Source organism: Acinetobacter sp. 70_2, from assembly GCF_056736115.1.
This window is the reverse complement of sequence record NZ_JBWZIP010000015.1, coordinates 56,320-71,494: the sequence shown is the minus strand read 5'-3', so window position 1 is coordinate 71,494 and position 15,175 is coordinate 56,320. Positions and strand designations below refer to the sequence as shown.

At 37.0% G+C, this 15,175-nt stretch carries 14 protein-coding genes, 1 tRNA gene and 1 pseudogene; 8 read left to right on the top strand and 8 right to left on the bottom strand.

The annotated features are described in order from the left end of the window. The first annotated feature begins 341 nt into the window (after positions 1–341). Positions 342–1,499, top strand: coding sequence for a glycerate kinase (locus AC1PJ9_RS09355; protein WP_311086753.1), 1,158 nt, complete (start codon positions 342–344; stop codon positions 1,497–1,499). Here AC1PJ9_RS09355 and AC1PJ9_RS09350 read toward each other — a convergent pair. Next, positions 1,496–2,062: a TetR/AcrR family transcriptional regulator gene (locus AC1PJ9_RS09350; protein ID WP_151750119.1), complete on the bottom strand. Its 567-nt coding sequence runs from the start codon at positions 2,060–2,062 to the stop codon at positions 1,496–1,498. The two genes, AC1PJ9_RS09355 and AC1PJ9_RS09350, sit on opposite strands and share 4 nt — an antisense overlap. A 122-nt stretch (positions 2,063–2,184) precedes the next feature. On the opposite strand from AC1PJ9_RS09350, the gene AC1PJ9_RS09345 reads away from it, so the two are divergent. Beyond that, positions 2,185–2,970: an SDR family NAD(P)-dependent oxidoreductase gene (locus AC1PJ9_RS09345; protein ID WP_311086752.1), complete on the top strand. Its 786-nt coding sequence runs from the start codon at positions 2,185–2,187 to the stop codon at positions 2,968–2,970. 33 nt (positions 2,971–3,003) lie between these two features. Beyond that, positions 3,004–3,609 carry a nitroreductase family protein gene (locus AC1PJ9_RS09340; protein WP_311086751.1) on the top strand — a complete coding sequence of 202 codons (606 nt, stop codon included), beginning with the start codon at positions 3,004–3,006 and terminating at the stop codon, positions 3,607–3,609. A 100-nt stretch (positions 3,610–3,709) separates the two neighbouring features. Here the strand turns inward: AC1PJ9_RS09340 and AC1PJ9_RS09335 are convergent, their stop codons facing one another. After that, positions 3,710–4,264: a TetR/AcrR family transcriptional regulator gene (locus tag AC1PJ9_RS09335; RefSeq protein WP_311086750.1), complete on the bottom strand. Its 555-nt coding sequence runs from the start codon at positions 4,262–4,264 to the stop codon at positions 3,710–3,712. A gap of 759 nt (positions 4,265–5,023) precedes the next feature. Here AC1PJ9_RS09335 and AC1PJ9_RS09330 point away from each other — a divergent pair. Further along, on the top strand, positions 5,024–5,509 hold the full coding sequence (locus AC1PJ9_RS09330; RefSeq protein WP_311086749.1) for a hypothetical protein: 486 nt from the start codon (positions 5,024–5,026) through the stop codon (positions 5,507–5,509). A 52-nt stretch (positions 5,510–5,561) separates the two neighbouring features. On the opposite strand, the gene AC1PJ9_RS09325 is transcribed toward AC1PJ9_RS09330, so the two are convergent. From AC1PJ9_RS09325 to AC1PJ9_RS09310, 4 genes are all read right to left on the bottom strand, one after another. After that, positions 5,562–5,945 carry a DUF2750 domain-containing protein gene (locus tag AC1PJ9_RS09325; protein WP_311086748.1) on the bottom strand — a complete coding sequence of 128 codons (384 nt, stop codon included), beginning with the start codon at positions 5,943–5,945 and terminating at the stop codon, positions 5,562–5,564. Positions 5,946–5,977: 32 nt separating this feature from the next. Then, complete coding sequence (locus AC1PJ9_RS09320; protein ID WP_311086746.1) at positions 5,978–6,355, bottom strand: ribonuclease E inhibitor RraB; 378 nt, start codon at positions 6,353–6,355, stop codon at positions 5,978–5,980. Between the two features lie 68 nt (positions 6,356–6,423). Then, entirely contained in the window at positions 6,424–7,164 is a 741-nt protein-coding gene (locus AC1PJ9_RS09315) for a hypothetical protein (RefSeq protein WP_311086920.1), read from the bottom strand. A 136-nt stretch (positions 7,165–7,300) separates the two neighbouring features. Then, positions 7,301–7,720 (bottom strand): hypothetical protein, encoded by a 420-nt coding sequence (locus AC1PJ9_RS09310; protein WP_311086745.1) that lies wholly within the window; start codon positions 7,718–7,720, stop codon positions 7,301–7,303. Positions 7,721–7,999: 279 nt separating this feature from the next. On the opposite strand from AC1PJ9_RS09310, the gene AC1PJ9_RS09305 reads away from it, so the two are divergent. Beyond that, positions 8,000–8,257, top strand: coding sequence for a YjhX family toxin (locus AC1PJ9_RS09305; RefSeq protein WP_001054060.1), 258 nt, complete (start codon positions 8,000–8,002; stop codon positions 8,255–8,257). A 33-nt stretch (positions 8,258–8,290) separates the two neighbouring features. Beyond that, a complete protein-coding gene (locus AC1PJ9_RS09300) occupies positions 8,291–8,797 on the top strand; it encodes a GNAT family N-acetyltransferase (RefSeq protein ID WP_311086744.1) in 507 nt (168 codons plus the stop codon). A gap of 70 nt (positions 8,798–8,867) precedes the next feature. Here the strand turns inward: AC1PJ9_RS09300 and posA are convergent, their stop codons facing one another. After that, positions 8,868–12,866, bottom strand: a complete 3,999-nt coding sequence (gene posA, locus AC1PJ9_RS09295) for a delta-poly-L-ornithine synthetase PosA (protein WP_311086743.1) — start codon at positions 12,864–12,866, stop codon at positions 8,868–8,870. Between the two features lie 655 nt (positions 12,867–13,521). Between posA and AC1PJ9_RS09290 the strand changes: the two are divergent. Then, positions 13,522–13,995 (top strand): annotated as a pseudogene (locus tag AC1PJ9_RS09290) (YybH family protein). A gap of 79 nt (positions 13,996–14,074) precedes the next feature. On the opposite strand, the gene AC1PJ9_RS09285 reads toward AC1PJ9_RS09290, so the two are convergent. Then, positions 14,075–14,164: transfer RNA gene (locus AC1PJ9_RS09285), tRNA-Ser, on the bottom strand. Between the two features lie 350 nt (positions 14,165–14,514). Between AC1PJ9_RS09285 and greB the strand changes: the two genes are divergently transcribed. After that, positions 14,515–14,988 carry a transcription elongation factor GreB gene (greB, locus tag AC1PJ9_RS09280; protein WP_004699685.1) on the top strand — a complete coding sequence of 158 codons (474 nt, stop codon included), beginning with the start codon at positions 14,515–14,517 and terminating at the stop codon, positions 14,986–14,988. Positions 14,989–15,175: the final 187 nt, after the last annotated feature.

Below are 15,175 nucleotides of genomic sequence, written 5' to 3'. Positions count from 1 at the left end.
TAATTATGGTTTTATCAAAACTACCCGCTGTTTACCCATGAGTAGAGTCTGCTTTTTATGTTATTGCTCATCTTTTAAAAGCCGGCTCAACCGCTCTTATAATATGTGCCATATTATTTACAATTACAATCATTCAGCCCAAGCACATTATTTATATAAAAATATATAAAACAATGAGTTAAAAATTTAGTAGCTGTAGTTTTTACAGATAAAAACATTATTGGGTTTCATTTTTAACAGGTTGAAAGCGTTTTAAAATTGACACTTACATGTGTTTATCTATGGTTTTTTGGTATTAAGCAGTATAAAACAATGAGAAACTTATCCTTATTAGAGCATTTATGAAGGTTGTGATCGCCCCTGACTCATTTAAAGACAGCTTATCTGCTTTGAAGGTAGCGCAAGCCATTGCCAAAGGGTGGCAAGCGGTTTTTCCTCATGCAGAAACTGTTTTATGCCCAATGGCAGATGGCGGTGAAGGAACCATTGAAGCTGTTTTAGAAGTCTGCGATGGTCAATGGCGTGAAAAAACTGTAGTCGGGCCATTAGGTCAACCTGTTCAAGCCAAATGGGGATGGTTAGAGCATCAGAAAATCGCCATCATTGAAATGGCTCAAGCGAGCGGCATACAGTTGGTCACCCCATCTGAGCGTGATGCTTGCCACAGCACAACGTTTGGCACAGGCCAGCTCATTTTGGATGCTTTAGACGCAGGCGCAAAAGATATTATTTTAACCGTGGGCGGTAGTGCTACTAATGATGGCGGCACAGGTTTACTCAATGCTTTAGGCGCAGTTTTGCTCGATACCAATCAAAACGTTTTACCCGCAGGTGGGCTTGCTCTAAGCAACCTATCAAACATTGATTTAACGCACTTTGACTCACGCATTCAGCATACACGGTTTTTACTGGCTGCCGATGTGACCAATCCACTCTGTGGCCCAAACGGCGCATCACATATTTTTGGCCCACAAAAAGGGGCTTCCCCTGCTCAAGTACATTTACTCGATGCAGCCCTTGTCCATTTTGCCGATGTCACGGCACAACTTTTAGGTTTCGACAAACGAGATGAAGCAGGCTCAGGTGCTGCTGGCGGTTTGGGCTTTGCAGCCAAAAGTTATTTAAATGCTAAGTTTAAGGCTGGAGTTAAAGTGGTGGCTGAACTGAACCAACTTGAGCATAAAATTGCTCATGCAGATTGGGTCATTACCGGTGAAGGTAAATTTGACCAGCAAACCCTAAACGGCAAAACAGTTTTTGGGGTGAGTCAAATTGCTAAGGCGCATAATGTTCCCGTTATTGTTATTGCAGGCTCTTTAGGCGAAGGCTACCAAGCACTTTATGAACATGGCGTTACGGCTGCTTTTTCACTCGCCAATGGTCCCATTACATTAGAACAGGCCTGTGAACATGCAGCAGAACTCATTTATGAAAGAACCGTCGATATTGCGAGATTAATTCAGTTTAGCCAAACCAGCTTAAAGGATAAAAAAGCTTAATCGGCTAATTTTAAAAGACTCTCTTTACAGCTTTCTAATATTTCATCGCTAAGGTTTGATTGGTCTGGGCATGCGCGAGACAAGGCAATTGCCCCTACAGACTGAGCAAGAATATTAATGGCTTGCTTTCTTAACTCTTCTGTTTCTAAAGAAACTTGTTTGGCTCGTTCGTTCATAATGAACTGAATAAGTTGCTCAATGCCTTCTTCAAATTCGACTTTTACTTCGTCGGGCTGTCTTGCGGCATCACAAGATAGCGCTGTTAAAGTACAGCCCAAATCTCGATTATCTCGATGAGTACGAGACACATAAAGCTGAATAAATTGAGTTAAGTTTAAACCTTCTATTCTTTTTAAAACCTGCTCAAGTCCATGTTTAACAGTAATTGAGACAAGGTCTGTTTTCGAACTGAAATGTTTATAAAAGCCGCCGTGGGTAAAACCTGCGCTAGACATCAACTCGGCGATGCCGACCCCATCGTAACCTTTGCTACGAAACAGTTGAGTCGCCTTTTCAACAATTTTATCTCGGTTTTCCTTTACCTGAGTTTTACTGACTTTCATGTTGACGCACCCACTTTTATTCACCCTACTGGTGATAATTATACATTGATTATGATTGACATCAAAAATTAGTTATTTTAGATTATGATCATCATCTAAAAATTAAAGCGTGGAGACATCACATGTCAGCTCAGTCAAAAGTACTTATTACAGGGGCTTCGTCAGGGATTGGTTCTGTCTATGCAGACCGATTTGCGCAACGTGGTCACAACTTAATCTTGGTGGCACGAGACATCAACCGTTTAGATAAAATCTCAAAAGATCTTCAAGAAAAATACGGTGTACAGGTCGAGTTCATTCAAGCCGATTTATCAAAGGATCAAGACATTAGTAAAATTGAAGATGTACTTAAAAACGATGCCGATATTGAAATTTTGGTAAATAACGCAGGTATTACACTAAACGGAAACTTTTTAGCTCAGGATATTAAAGAAATTGAAACACTCATGACTTTAAATATGACGGCGGTGGTTCGATTGTCTCATGCAGTTTCAGAACAACTTGTGCGTAAAGGTAAAGGGTCAATTATTAATTTAGGTTCTGTAGTTGGGTTGTCCCCTGAATTTGGCTCTACCATTTATGGTGCAAGTAAGTCTTTCATACATTTTTTTAGCCAAGGTTTACATTTAGAGTTAAAAGATCATGGTGTGCATGTTCAAGCCGTATTGCCATCTGCAACCAAAACCGAAATTTGGGAACGTTCAGGCATCGACTTAAGCCAAGTTCCGCCATTAATGGATGTCAATGATTTGGTCGATGCTGCTCTAATCGGCTTTGATCGCAAAGAAACAATTACAATTCCTGTGCTTAAAGACGAAAATCAATGGAATAATTTTGAAAAATCACGTATCACTTTACTACCAAACTTTTCTTCGGCTGAAGTAGCTCAACGTTATAAAGCTAACTAGTATGGCTACCCACCTCTTAAGTAGGAAAATCTTATGAATGTTATTGATGCTCTCCGTAAGCGCCGTGCAATTAAACGCTTCGACCCTTCTTTTGAATTATCTGAAGATAACAAGAAAGAGTTATTACAAGAAGTTTTAGCAAATGCACCAAGTGCTTTTAACTTGCAACATTGGCGTCCAGTGATTATTGAAGACACTGAGTTAAGACAAAAAATTCGTGCCATTGCTTGGGACCAACCGCAAGTTACAGAAGCATCTTTACTGATTGTGTTATGTGCAAAAGTAAATACATGGGAAGTTGATGCCAAACGTGTATGGGATGGCGCGACTCCAGAAGTTCAAAATATTATGGCTGGTGCAATTGACCAATATTACCGTGACCGTCCACAAACCCAACGTGACGAAGTCATGCGTAGTGCGGGTATTTTTGCTCAAACCCTCATGTTACTTGCTCAAGAACATGGTTTAGACAGTTGCCCGATGGACGGTTTTGACTTTGACGCAATGGCAAAGCTCATTAACTTACCTGAAGACCACGTGGTGTGTTTAATGATTGCAGTTGGTAAGTCGGCTTCTGAGCCTTACCCACGTGTAGGTAAACTTCCTTACGACGATGTCATTATTCAAAATACATTCTAAGTCGTTATTCAAATTTTAGGCTTTCATCCTATTTGTTCTTTTTATTATAAATAGCTGGAAGCCTTTAATTTGGAATTTATTATAAAGTGGTCTTTAGTTTCTATTTAAACTGTCTTAAAAAGCGCATTAATAATCTCTCATTTTCATCAGCCTGTTCTGACATTAAAAGCTGAAGAATTGCGCCATCAATCATATATAAAAACAGTCTGGCATCAGTAAAAGAGACATCCGTTTTTAGTAATCGAAGTTGGCTATAAATTTCATTGGTCAGCCATGTTCTGTACCTCACCGCAGTTTGATAGGCATTTGGATAGCTGTTTTTAGTTTCAAAAATGGCCTTAAATAATAAGTAATACTGCCCTTCTAAGTTGGTATGTAATTCATAAAGAGTCGTAAGTTTATCGATTGTGCTTGTGTCATGGTCGTACTCCACCATTGCAACCACTTGGTCTTGCAGTCGTTCTTTTTGCACGATTAAACAGATATCAATGAAGCGTTCCTTCGAGTGAAAATAGTTATAAAACGTCATTTTATTCACTTCGGTTTCTCTCACAATTTTGTCGACACCGACCATGTGAAAGCCGCCGTAGTGGAATAAATCGATCCCTTTTTTGATAACTTCAAAAGCACGTGTTGGGAGAATTAAATTTGGCATAGTTTTACCGTTATAAAATAAATTGTTGTTGTATATAAATGAGATATAAAAGCCTTTTACTTTTTAAAAGCTGAAAAAAGGCATAGCAAAGCCATAAAGACTGTGCTTGGCACATCTCAAGTTTTATTGTTGCTGCAAGTTTTTAGTCGTGACGATTTAAAGTCTGATTTGCCGCATGGCGATCAAACTTGTTAAAAACTAAGTTGTGTTGTTATAGCTTTTGGCAAAGGTTGCCAAGAAATAATGGATGTGCAAAGCCAACTCCTTTTTATTTGGAGTTCTGCCAGACATTTATAGAATTATGGTGGCAGAACGAGAAAGGGTTAGCAGACTAGTATTATCTCAAACTAGCACACCCGAAGGTGTCCCTCTCCCGTCCTACCGCTACGGGAAAGGGACGAGTAGCTACCACACAAAACTGTTCCTCAGAAGGAATAGCTCTGATGCGGGAGATAATATACGGTCTGCTAAAACCGACTGGCAATGTGGCCAGCAGGCAAAGAATAGTGCTCAACCCTTTTTCAGTCAAGCACACAAAATGACATTTGTTTTAATTTAGATCATTAAAAAGTAAGGATAAATAATAGGTGAGTTATTGTTAAATGGGGGTTTATAAAGGTATGAAATTTATATCGATATATTAGTTTAAGTAGGAAAGAATAGAATATATAAAAGGGATATAGAGAAAACTTCCACCCTATGACAGACTCTTTGTATAAGGTATATTCTATTAATTCTAAGTGAAGTGAATAATATGAAATGAATGATACAGAGAAGTTTCAGCTCAAACTGGAATTAACATTAAACTTAAAAACTGCTCAAGACATTCAAAAATGGGCTATAGATAAATTAGACAAAAACCCAGCAGATCTATTAGCTTTAGACATTTGTTTTTTCTCTAAAGATGAGGAAATCTTAGATTATTTTAATAATATTAGTATTACTGAAACTAATGTAGAACCTACTCTTAAGAAAAAAATTCTTTATGAAATATTAAAAAAATATACAGAGATAACGCCCTCTATCGGATATTCAATAGAATTCATTTCTAATTTATTTGCAATATTAATAAAGATATCTAGATTTGCTGAAGATGAAGATCTATACGATTTTATAAATTATTATGATGATGAGTTATATTTGGCTTCAGAAGGTATATCTAAATTAGAACTAGATGAGATATGGTCTACTTTCTTGAATGATCTTAAAAATTGGCTTTCATTACAATGTGAGCTTCCTTCATAGAATAACTGCTCTTAGAAATTAGCCTCACTTAAGGAGGCTATATCGTATCTTTCTAATAATTTTCCAATTCAAGCTCTAAATCATTTAGTACCTGTTCTATCTCTGGAGTTACACCATTATTTAAAGGAGTATAAAAAATACCTATTAATACCTCATCATCTTTTAATGCAGGCAACAATTCATTCATAAAGTCATCTAAAGAAATCAGCTCAGCTTCATATCCTTCCCACTCATTCTCAGCACATAACTCGGCATACTCTTTGGCGGGCCATACAGGAAATACTTTTTGATTATCCTCTGTTCCAGCCAAGGCCCATCCATCCTTGTATAAACCCCAAACTTCTTGCGTATCGGCAATAACTTTTATGAAATGCTTATATCTTTTAGCACCTTCTAATGCAATTACAGCATCTATTTGCTTTTGACTAGTTTTCATAATTTTTGAACCTATAATTTATTAAAAATTAATCAAACATTACCAAACGAACCAAAACCATCAGTATAACCACCATATTGACTAGCGATATTATTTAGATCTTCTTCGAATTTTATAATGTCATCATAAAATGGAATCATTGTACTCGTACAATAACAAGTCCATTCCTTAGTAACATCATCTTGCTCAACGCTGGCTTTACAGCCTAATCTTTTAACCTCTGTAGAAATCTTTTCTCCAATCTCTTCTGAAGGTATTACAATAAAGAAATCTATTTCCATCGGCTTTGTTAAATCAAACCCATTTTTCTTAAATTCGTTTAAAGTATCCCCTGTTGCATCATTAGGAAATTGGCTCATTTGATTCTCTATTTTTACTAATTTTGGTTCTTTGAGATTATCATCTTTCAAAAGATTCTTGAGAATCCTTAATAAAATATTAGTAATAGATGTAGAACTAAAAATTTACTAAAACTATCTCAAAATTGGAACCAAGGTTTCTTTGGTGCAACCCCAGTATATGCAGGACTAACTTTAATTGACCCCTGACCTTTTTCGCATTCTTGAACACCCCACTCACTCGGGCGAAAACGAGCATTAGCTCCATCAGGCTCAGGCTTACCAAATTCTTTTGCAATATCATGATCAATGAGTGGAATTTCAAGTAGTACGATGTCTCCACGAGAACAAGCGATAGTAGGACGTTTCGTATCGTAAACCCATTCACCATAGCCATCGGCCTCATTAGGATCAAAGTGCATAACTGGACCTATTTGCTGATCCCACGCCAATTCCATTCGAGGAGGTTCCATCGCAGTTACCCACATTCCTGCGACTTGTACAGGATGAGGGAAACGTACAGCCTCTAATCCACGTAAGCTAAAGGGTACTTGTGGCTCGCCGTTGTCAAAAGCATCGTAACGACTAATTAAACTCCCTTTGGGAATCAAGAGTTCGCCATATTGTGCATCTTGAGATAAAACGAAATGGCTGCGACGTTCCTTGTAATGCTGCTTAAGAGCAATCTCATACTTTACCGATTCAGTCATATAAAATAAGTAACCTGCCCACAGGTCACATATTAATGCCACTAGCGTAATGAATAATGTCTTTTTAGAAAAAAACCTCACATGCTTTTGAGCCTTATTTCGCCAAAAGAATAGTGCTTTCACCACTAAACCTAGTGTTAATACAACACCAATCAATGGAGCAATAAACAACAGAAAAATTGCAAAAACCGAGAATGTCTGTACAGGTATCATAATTATTAAATCTTTAACTTCATTTTTCCAAAGGTGGTCCGCCAAGAAAATTGTATATACGAGTATTAAAAACAAGCCTTACGATTCAAAGACACTATTTTATAGCCTTAGCATTTTCACATACTAAATTAAGCATAGCTAAATCATTGTCACCCGTGGCTTTCATTACTTCACTCTTTTTATCGCTCTTGTACTTAAGTTCACCATTATTTTTATCACCAATCATAAAGTCTAAAATCTGTATCGTCTTATGTGAACAGTCAAAAGCCATATGAAATTGTGCGATATTATCTTTATCAAAATCACCTGTATAAAACTTTGTTTCGGGTACGCCAACTAGTTTTCTGGTAGCAGTAATTTTAAATTTACTTTTACTTGGTAAATAAAATTCGATTGAATCTAGTTCAAAAGCATAAGCGATATCTTCTAGTTGATAATAAACTTCTTCTGCTTGAATACTATTTGAAAAAGCTGCACAGGTAGCGAAAATTAAGCTTGAAATTGATTTTTTCATTTACTAAAACTCATAAATAATTTTTTGTTGCCTGATTTTATATAAATGAATGGTCTATGAATATAAAAAGCATTTGTTATTAGGTGATATATACAGTTAATATATCCTTTGAATAAAAGTATCCCCCCTTCTAAAAGAGGTTTATATGTTGGAGATAGTAATCATCTGATAATCACTCTCAATTTTCATTATTGAGTTGATTATCAATGTCGCAATTTTTCTGTGGTCATGTTTCTGATCACTTCTATTTGCACGTTTGATTATTATCAAGGCTCCAACATGAATCTTTCAAAGTTCGAACAACGAACTCTCCATGTCCTTGCCAAAGGCGGACATATTAAATACCAACGTGACGCATCAGGCACAGTCTATTTCGTTGAATGCTATACACGAGAAGGTTTTGTGCTATCTGATTGTTCCTTAGATGTATTTAAAAAGCTAAAAGCAAAACGCTTAATCAAGTCTAAAAATAGCCAACCTTATCAAATTACATTGTTAGGGCTCCAGACTGTCCGCCCTCAACTAGACAATCGTTGATATAAGTTGCTATTTATTAAGAGAAAGAAAAATATGAACATTAAAATTCGAGATGAACAACCCGAAGATATTAAAAATATCGAAGAGTTAACCAAAGCAGCGTTTCTGAATGCAGAACATTCTAGCCACACCGAACAATTTATTGTGAATAGCCTTCGCAAACATAAGCAACTCACGATTTCTTTGGTCGCCACAGAAAACGACTTAATTATAGGTCATGTGGCTATTTCACCAGTTACAATCACGTCAGGTGAAACTGGCTGGTATGGCCTAGGCCCTATTTCTGTATGCCCAAATAAACAAGGAATTGGCATTGGTTCTCTTTTAATGAATGCAGCACTTCAAAAGTTGAAAGAATTAGGTGGAAAAGGTTGCGTTCTATTAGGTGATCCAAATTATTACAGTCGATTTGGTTTTAAATCTTACCCAGATTTAAATTTACCTGATGTTCCAAATGAATACTTTCAAGCTATAAGCTTCATTAATCATATTCCCTCAGGAGAAGTTACTTATCATGAAGCATTTATGGCAACTGAATAAATAAGTTCACATCCAACACATAATAAAAAGCCCCTGTTTCTACAGAGGCTTTTTTCAATTCAACAATTTATTATTTATGAACCCAAGGTACAGCCGGTGAACCAATCCAAGCAGATTTAGCTGGAATATTTTCACCTTTCATGACCAATGTTAATGGCCCTAACACGGCATGGTTGCTTACGTTGGCGTTATACAAAATAATACTGCGTGTATTTACCACAACATCGTTACCAATATTCACTTGCCCGATTTTCATAATACGGTCTTCAAACAAGTGAGTTTGTGGACCCGAGAAGCTATTAAACTCAGCACGGTCACCGATGCTTACACAGTCAAACTCTGTAATATCAGCAGTATCCATATAGACATCTTTACCAATGCGAACACCTAAAATACGCAAGAAGAATGGCAACATTGGCGTTCCTCTCAAGTAGTTTAAGAAGTTAGGAATCGCAACTGACTCATATAAGCTCGTGATCCCTTCACTTAACCATACAAACATGGTCCACATTGGAGCTGAACGTGGTTGATAACGACCAATCAAAATCCACTTCAATAATGCAACAATAACGAAGCAGCCGACACCATAGAGCAAACCAGCAAGCGTTAAAGCCAACAAACCAGTTGGAATGTTGTATTTGTTAATAACATCAATAATCTCAAGCACAATCATATAACCCACACCAATCGCAAGAGCGGCAGGTAATACAACACGAAGGCCTTCAATAAAACCACGCATTAAACGGCGCTTGATACTTGGCAAGAATGTTAAATGATCTGGATATTTCTCAGCAGCTTCACGTGCAGGTAATAACAATGGTGGCGAACCAAACCAAGTTTGACCATCGTACATTTCAACGTTATCAGGTGTTTTAGATTGCACACCAATTAAGACGTTGTCTGGCAACACAGTACCATCAGCAATATACGCACTGTTTCCGACAAAACTACGGTTACCAATAGTCGTCGATTTTAATGTCATCCAGCCGCCTTTGATTTCTTCATCACCTAGCATTACAGCATCGGCAATAAAGCTTTCTTCACCCAAAGTCAGCATTTCTGGAATAACACCGTTTGCGGTAGAAATTTCAGTATTTTTACCTACTTTTGCACCGAGCATACGGAACCATGTTGGCGCATAAATCGTAGCAAACAAGCCATGCAAGGTTTGTAAGCTTGTTTCCAAGATTTGAGACGCAAACCATTTACGGTAATACGTACCGCCATGAACCGCATACCTTCCTGTTTCAAGACGAGGCAATGCAACTTTACGAATGACTGAAGAGATCACAGCAGTAATCATCATCATCATTGCACTAGCTGGAATCGCTAAAATGAAGTAGTACAGTGCGATTTGTAAATGTTCATTCGGGTTAATATTAAATACGTTTGCATCTAACCAGTCGACCAACAGGAAGCTTGGGAAAATTGGAATAAAGAACAAACACGCAATAATTAACGCACTAATTCCATAATATGCATATTCTGCAATTTTACGAATAAACGATAATTTTGGACGCTCTGGCAATTTAGCGTGTTCGTCCACATGCCCAATTTTCTTCGCAGGTGTACCATCCCAAATTTCTCCGGCTGGTACCACTGTGTCATATTCAATTGAGGTTAAGGCATTTACGTGAGCTTGTTTTTCTAACACTGTATTTTCTTCTAACACAGCATAAGAACCCACATAACTATCTTCTTTCAAGTGAATTGAGCCTAATACCAAGTGGCCATGTTCGACTTTGGCATTTTCCAAGTTTACTTGAGAACCAATGCTCACCCCATCTTCAACAGTAAGTAAAGATGGCATACGAATGTGTACTGAACTAATCGTCACATCATGGCCGATTTTCGCACCAAGCGCTTTCAAATATAAGTTAAGTAAAGTCGAGCCTGATAAAAGATAGACTGGTGAAATATTACTAATACGGTCTGCTAACCACCAACGGAAATAAGTTAATCCCCATAATGGATATTGCCCTGCACCAACGCCTGTCATTAATAATCGTTTTACCGTAATTGAAACCACAAAACTGGCAATAATTACGCTGATATAAACCAATAAAGACATCGCGATTGCATTTGGAATACTATCTCGTGTTCCACCGGTAAAATAATGATAGGTAAAGAATGGCGCCAACCACTGCAAAATGTTAATCGAAATTAAAACCGGAATAGTAATAAACTGAGCAATACCACATAACCATTTATAAGTTTGGTTACGAGGGTTATCTTGTCCAATCTGGCTATCAAATACAGTAGGCGTTGGTTGCTCTAGCATGAGTGCAGCAATTGCCCCAACCCTTCTCGCTTGATATAAGTTTTGAATAGTCAGATGGCTATATTCTGGATGTTCACGCAAGTTCGAAATTAAAACAGCCGCTAAAAGTGAATGGCCGCCTAAGTCGTCAAAGAAATCTGAATCGAGTTTAATCGGCATATTTGGGAACAAGCGGTTCAAAATACCAAATAAGATTTCTTCTGCCGGGTTCTGTGGTTGGTCAGATTCACTACGATCAATCACACTGGTGAGTGGTCGTGCTTTTAAAGCCTTACGGTCAATTTTTCCTGACAATAAACGCGGAACTTCTTCAATAATCTCAAAACGGTTTGGCACCATATAAGGTGGTAATCGCTGGCTGAGATTATGGCGAATCTCTTTAATTTCGATTGCTTTTTTTGCATCAATTTCTGGTGCAATAAACGCAATGAGCTGGTCAATACCGTCTTCAGGACGAAGAATAACTGCCGCAGTACCAATACCTTCAATATCGCAAAGCGCAGCTTCGATCTCACCAAGTTCTACACGGAAGCCACGGATTTTTACCTGATCGTCCGCACGTCCCAAGCAATGTACTTGACCAAACTCATCAATTTTAGCCAAATCGCCTGTACGATAGAGCGATTGTTCATCTGGACCTTCTGCCCACGGGTTTTGAATAAACTTATCAGCGGTTAAATCAGGGCGACCTAAGTATCCTTCTGCCACACTCGGGCCAAAGATACAGAGCTCACCTGTTTCACCTTGCGGCAGTAATTCTCTTTCAGCGTTAATGACCAACATGCCATAGTTTGGTAAAGGTTTACCAATCGTGACGAGTTTGCCACGCTCTAACGCCTCAAGGCTTGCAGTAACCGTAGTCTCAGTTGGACCATAAGTGTTAAACATTTTGTGATGAGGCAATGCCCAACGGTCAACCAGTGAATCCGGGCACATTTCCCCACCTAAGTTAATAATTCTTAAGTTAGGTACATCTTCTGGAAATAAAGCAAGTAATGTCGGTACAGCATGCAATACTGTAATTTGTTCTTGCTTTAATGTTTGGCATAAACGTTCAGGGTCACTGACAAGCGACTTAGGTGCAATCCATAAGGTTGCCCCAACCAAATAAGAAAGCCAAATTTCTTCAAATGACATATCAAAAGCAACAGAAAAGCCTTGATAGACTTTGTCTTGCTCTTGAATACCCAAAACATTATTTTCACTACGTAAAAAGTGACAAATATTTCTTTGGGTAATCACAATCCCTTTCGGCTTACCTGTCGAACCCGATGTATAAATAATATATGCAGGTTGTTCTGGGGTGGTTTTAGCTAAAGGAATATTTTCACTAAGTGGCTTTTGCAGTTCAGTATTGGTCCACTTTGTTTGTGGTACTTCATCTAAATGCGCATGCCATTCATCTGTAGTAATCATCCCTACAGCATCGGCATCTTCAAGACACACCGCAATACGGTCCGCTGGCGTATCCATATCAAAAGGAAGCCAAGCTGCGCCACTTAAACAAATCGCCAATTGAGCTTTTAAAAGCTCGATACCACGAGGCAACCATAAGCCAACAATATGACCAGGTTTTACCCCCCTTATCGTCAAATGCTGAGCCATAATTAAGGCTTGCTGATATAACTCACCATAACTCAACGTTTTATCTGCTTCAATTAAAGCCGTTTTATCAGGAAGAGTTTGTGCAGTATGGACAAAAATATCGGCCAAGACTTCATGCTGCAAAAATTCCGGATGATACTTTCCACGAATAATATTATTCGTGTTTGTTACAAACTGGTTCATTTTTATACTCTCTTTAATTTTCTGATTTGGCTCAAATGAAGTCATGTTTGTTTTTCTGACCCATTAAAGAAATCAAGATATGTCATAAATTAAATAATTGAACTTAAATCAAGATTAAAGTTTTAGTTTTGAAGTCTATTTAATAATATATAAATTCCGATTGTTTAGGCTCATATTTTCTAAAAAAATTAAGCTTTTAGCTGCAATTTTTGAATTTCGACATCATCATTAGGATGAAAAACGTACAAAACTAGCGAAGTAAAAACCTATAATTCACAAGATTTATATAACTCTAATTTTAATAAAACTAATAAATGCTATCCGGTATACAAATTCTCCATATTTTAAACTCAATTGATTCGTTCTGAACATTTAAAAAGTCCCAAAAAATCGAAGATTCTATTTAAATTTTTAACGGATGTTTGATTATTAACAGTATATTAAAGTCATTATGAGTCATTTCTATTTATCTTATATTTTTATCTGTATTTTTCTAAAAACTTATCCATCGAGTAGCTCAAACTTATAGTTGTTTAATACTGCTCACCCCTAAACTGTTTTTGCGCTAAAAGTATGGCGTGTTTATGGGAATAAGTACTTGCATGCTCAGCTGTGACTAGCTGTTCCGTTTAAGCATGTCGAAGCCCCTTCATTTATAATATATTCAAAATGGACTTAAAACTTAAATAGTGGGAATGATATGAGTCAACACATAATAAACCCAGAAGACATTCCTTTAGCATTTCAAATTGCTTGGAATAATCATGATATGAAGTCCTTTGCTGCTCTTTTTCATCAAGATGCGACTTTCGTTAATCGTTTTGGCCATTACGTTAAAGGCGTTGATGAAATTATTGCACTTCATCAGCCTATTCATGACACCATCTATAGCGACTCAACACTAGAAAATGAACTCATAGACATTACACCGATGAGTGATGATATCTGTATTTCACACTTTTGGAGTCGCTTAACTGCGGGCGTAGCTCACCCTCAGGGTCCCCATCAAATCGATACTCTCATTCTTACTGTACTCACCAAGAAGAACAATTCTTGGTACATTCAGGCGCTTGAAAATGTGACTTTAACAAACCCACGAACGGGAGAGACTATACTTAGAAATATATAAAAGAGCGTAAGATTATTCTTTAGTAATTTATAAGCATAAAAAAAAGCCCTTGTCATTAACAAGGGCTTTTTAAGAATTTTGGCGGAAGCGGTGAGATTCGAACTCACGGAGGACTCACACCCTCGTCGGTTTTCAAGACCGGTGCATTAAACCGCTCTGCCACGCTTCCAACGAGCGCTATAATATAAACAAAAATGCAAGTTGGCAAATCTTTTTATTTAAGTTTCTATCTGAATGCTCAAAATAAAAACAAAAAACCTTTAATTTTGAATTTTTATCTACCTATTACTACTTTTATGCCTAAACTTATTTTTATTTGGGAAGTGTTAATTGTCTTTAACTATCCTTCATGCTTCACATAACTATATGATACTGGTCTATCTTTTTGATAACATAGTCACAAAGATAAAAAAGCTTTACGCTTTACTCAGGGTATTCTTCCCTTTTCAATTAACGATAAGTTTTAATTCCTGATGTGGTTTCTAACGAAACTATCTATATGAAGAAAGTTTGAGCTATATGACGAACCGCAAACTATTAACGGCTGAAGGCTATCAACGATTACAAGATGAGTTAAACGATCTTGTAAGAAAAGAACGCCCAGAAATTACCAAAATTGTGTCTTGGGCAGCCAGTCTTGGCGATCGCTCAGAAAATGCAGATTATCACTACAACAAAAGAAAGCTACGTGAAATTGATCGTAGGATTAGATACCTCACCAAACTTTTTGAAGTTGCCCAAAAAGTAGAATATCGGCCGGAACAAGATGGTAAAGCCTATTTTGGAGCTTGGGTTGAATTAGAAAATGATGAAGGCGAAACTACTAAATTCCGTATCGTCGGCGATGAAGAAATTTATGGTCGCAAAGACTATATTTCTTTGCAGTCACCTATGGCAAAAGCTTGTTTAGGTAAAGCCGTAGATGATGAAATACAAGTTCAAACACCTAAAGGTAAAATGATTTGGTACATAACAAAAATAAGTTATCAGTAATTAATTCAGAGTATTCATTTTATTTTTATTACAACCAAAATTATAATATTAAAAATATATTAATATGCAAATTTATACATATTATTTTATATAAAATTAGAAACAATTAAATCTAAAAAAGTAAATAAAATGCCATCGATAATTGATCAAAATTAAAACACAATTATTTTTTATATAAAAAGAGATT

Bases quoted from the DNA above. Each gene is read 5' to 3' on its own strand.
- AC1PJ9_RS09305 (WP_001054060.1), top strand. From the start codon at position 8,000: ATGAATCTTTCAAAGTTCGAACAACGAACTCTCCATGTCCTTGCCAAA.
- AC1PJ9_RS09310 (WP_311086745.1), bottom strand. From the start codon at position 7,720: ATGAAAAAATCAATTTCAAGCTTAATTTTCGCTACCTGTGCAGCTTTT.
- AC1PJ9_RS09335 (WP_311086750.1), bottom strand. From the start codon at position 4,264: ATGCCAAATTTAATTCTCCCAACACGTGCTTTTGAAGTTATCAAAAAA.
- posA (WP_311086743.1), bottom strand. From the start codon at position 12,866: ATGAACCAGTTTGTAACAAACACGAATAATATTATTCGTGGAAAGTAT.
- AC1PJ9_RS09340 (WP_311086751.1), top strand. From the start codon at position 3,004: ATGAATGTTATTGATGCTCTCCGTAAGCGCCGTGCAATTAAACGCTTC.
- AC1PJ9_RS09355 (WP_311086753.1), top strand. From the start codon at position 342: ATGAAGGTTGTGATCGCCCCTGACTCATTTAAAGACAGCTTATCTGCT.
- AC1PJ9_RS09345 (WP_311086752.1), top strand. From the start codon at position 2,185: ATGTCAGCTCAGTCAAAAGTACTTATTACAGGGGCTTCGTCAGGGATT.
- AC1PJ9_RS09300 (WP_311086744.1), top strand. From the start codon at position 8,291: ATGAACATTAAAATTCGAGATGAACAACCCGAAGATATTAAAAATATC.
- greB (WP_004699685.1), top strand. From the start codon at position 14,515: ATGACGAACCGCAAACTATTAACGGCTGAAGGCTATCAACGATTACAA.
- AC1PJ9_RS09350 (WP_151750119.1), bottom strand. From the start codon at position 2,062: ATGAAAGTCAGTAAAACTCAGGTAAAGGAAAACCGAGATAAAATTGTT.
- AC1PJ9_RS09325 (WP_311086748.1), bottom strand. From the start codon at position 5,945: ATGAAAACTAGTCAAAAGCAAATAGATGCTGTAATTGCATTAGAAGGT.
- AC1PJ9_RS09330 (WP_311086749.1), top strand. From the start codon at position 5,024: ATGAATGATACAGAGAAGTTTCAGCTCAAACTGGAATTAACATTAAAC.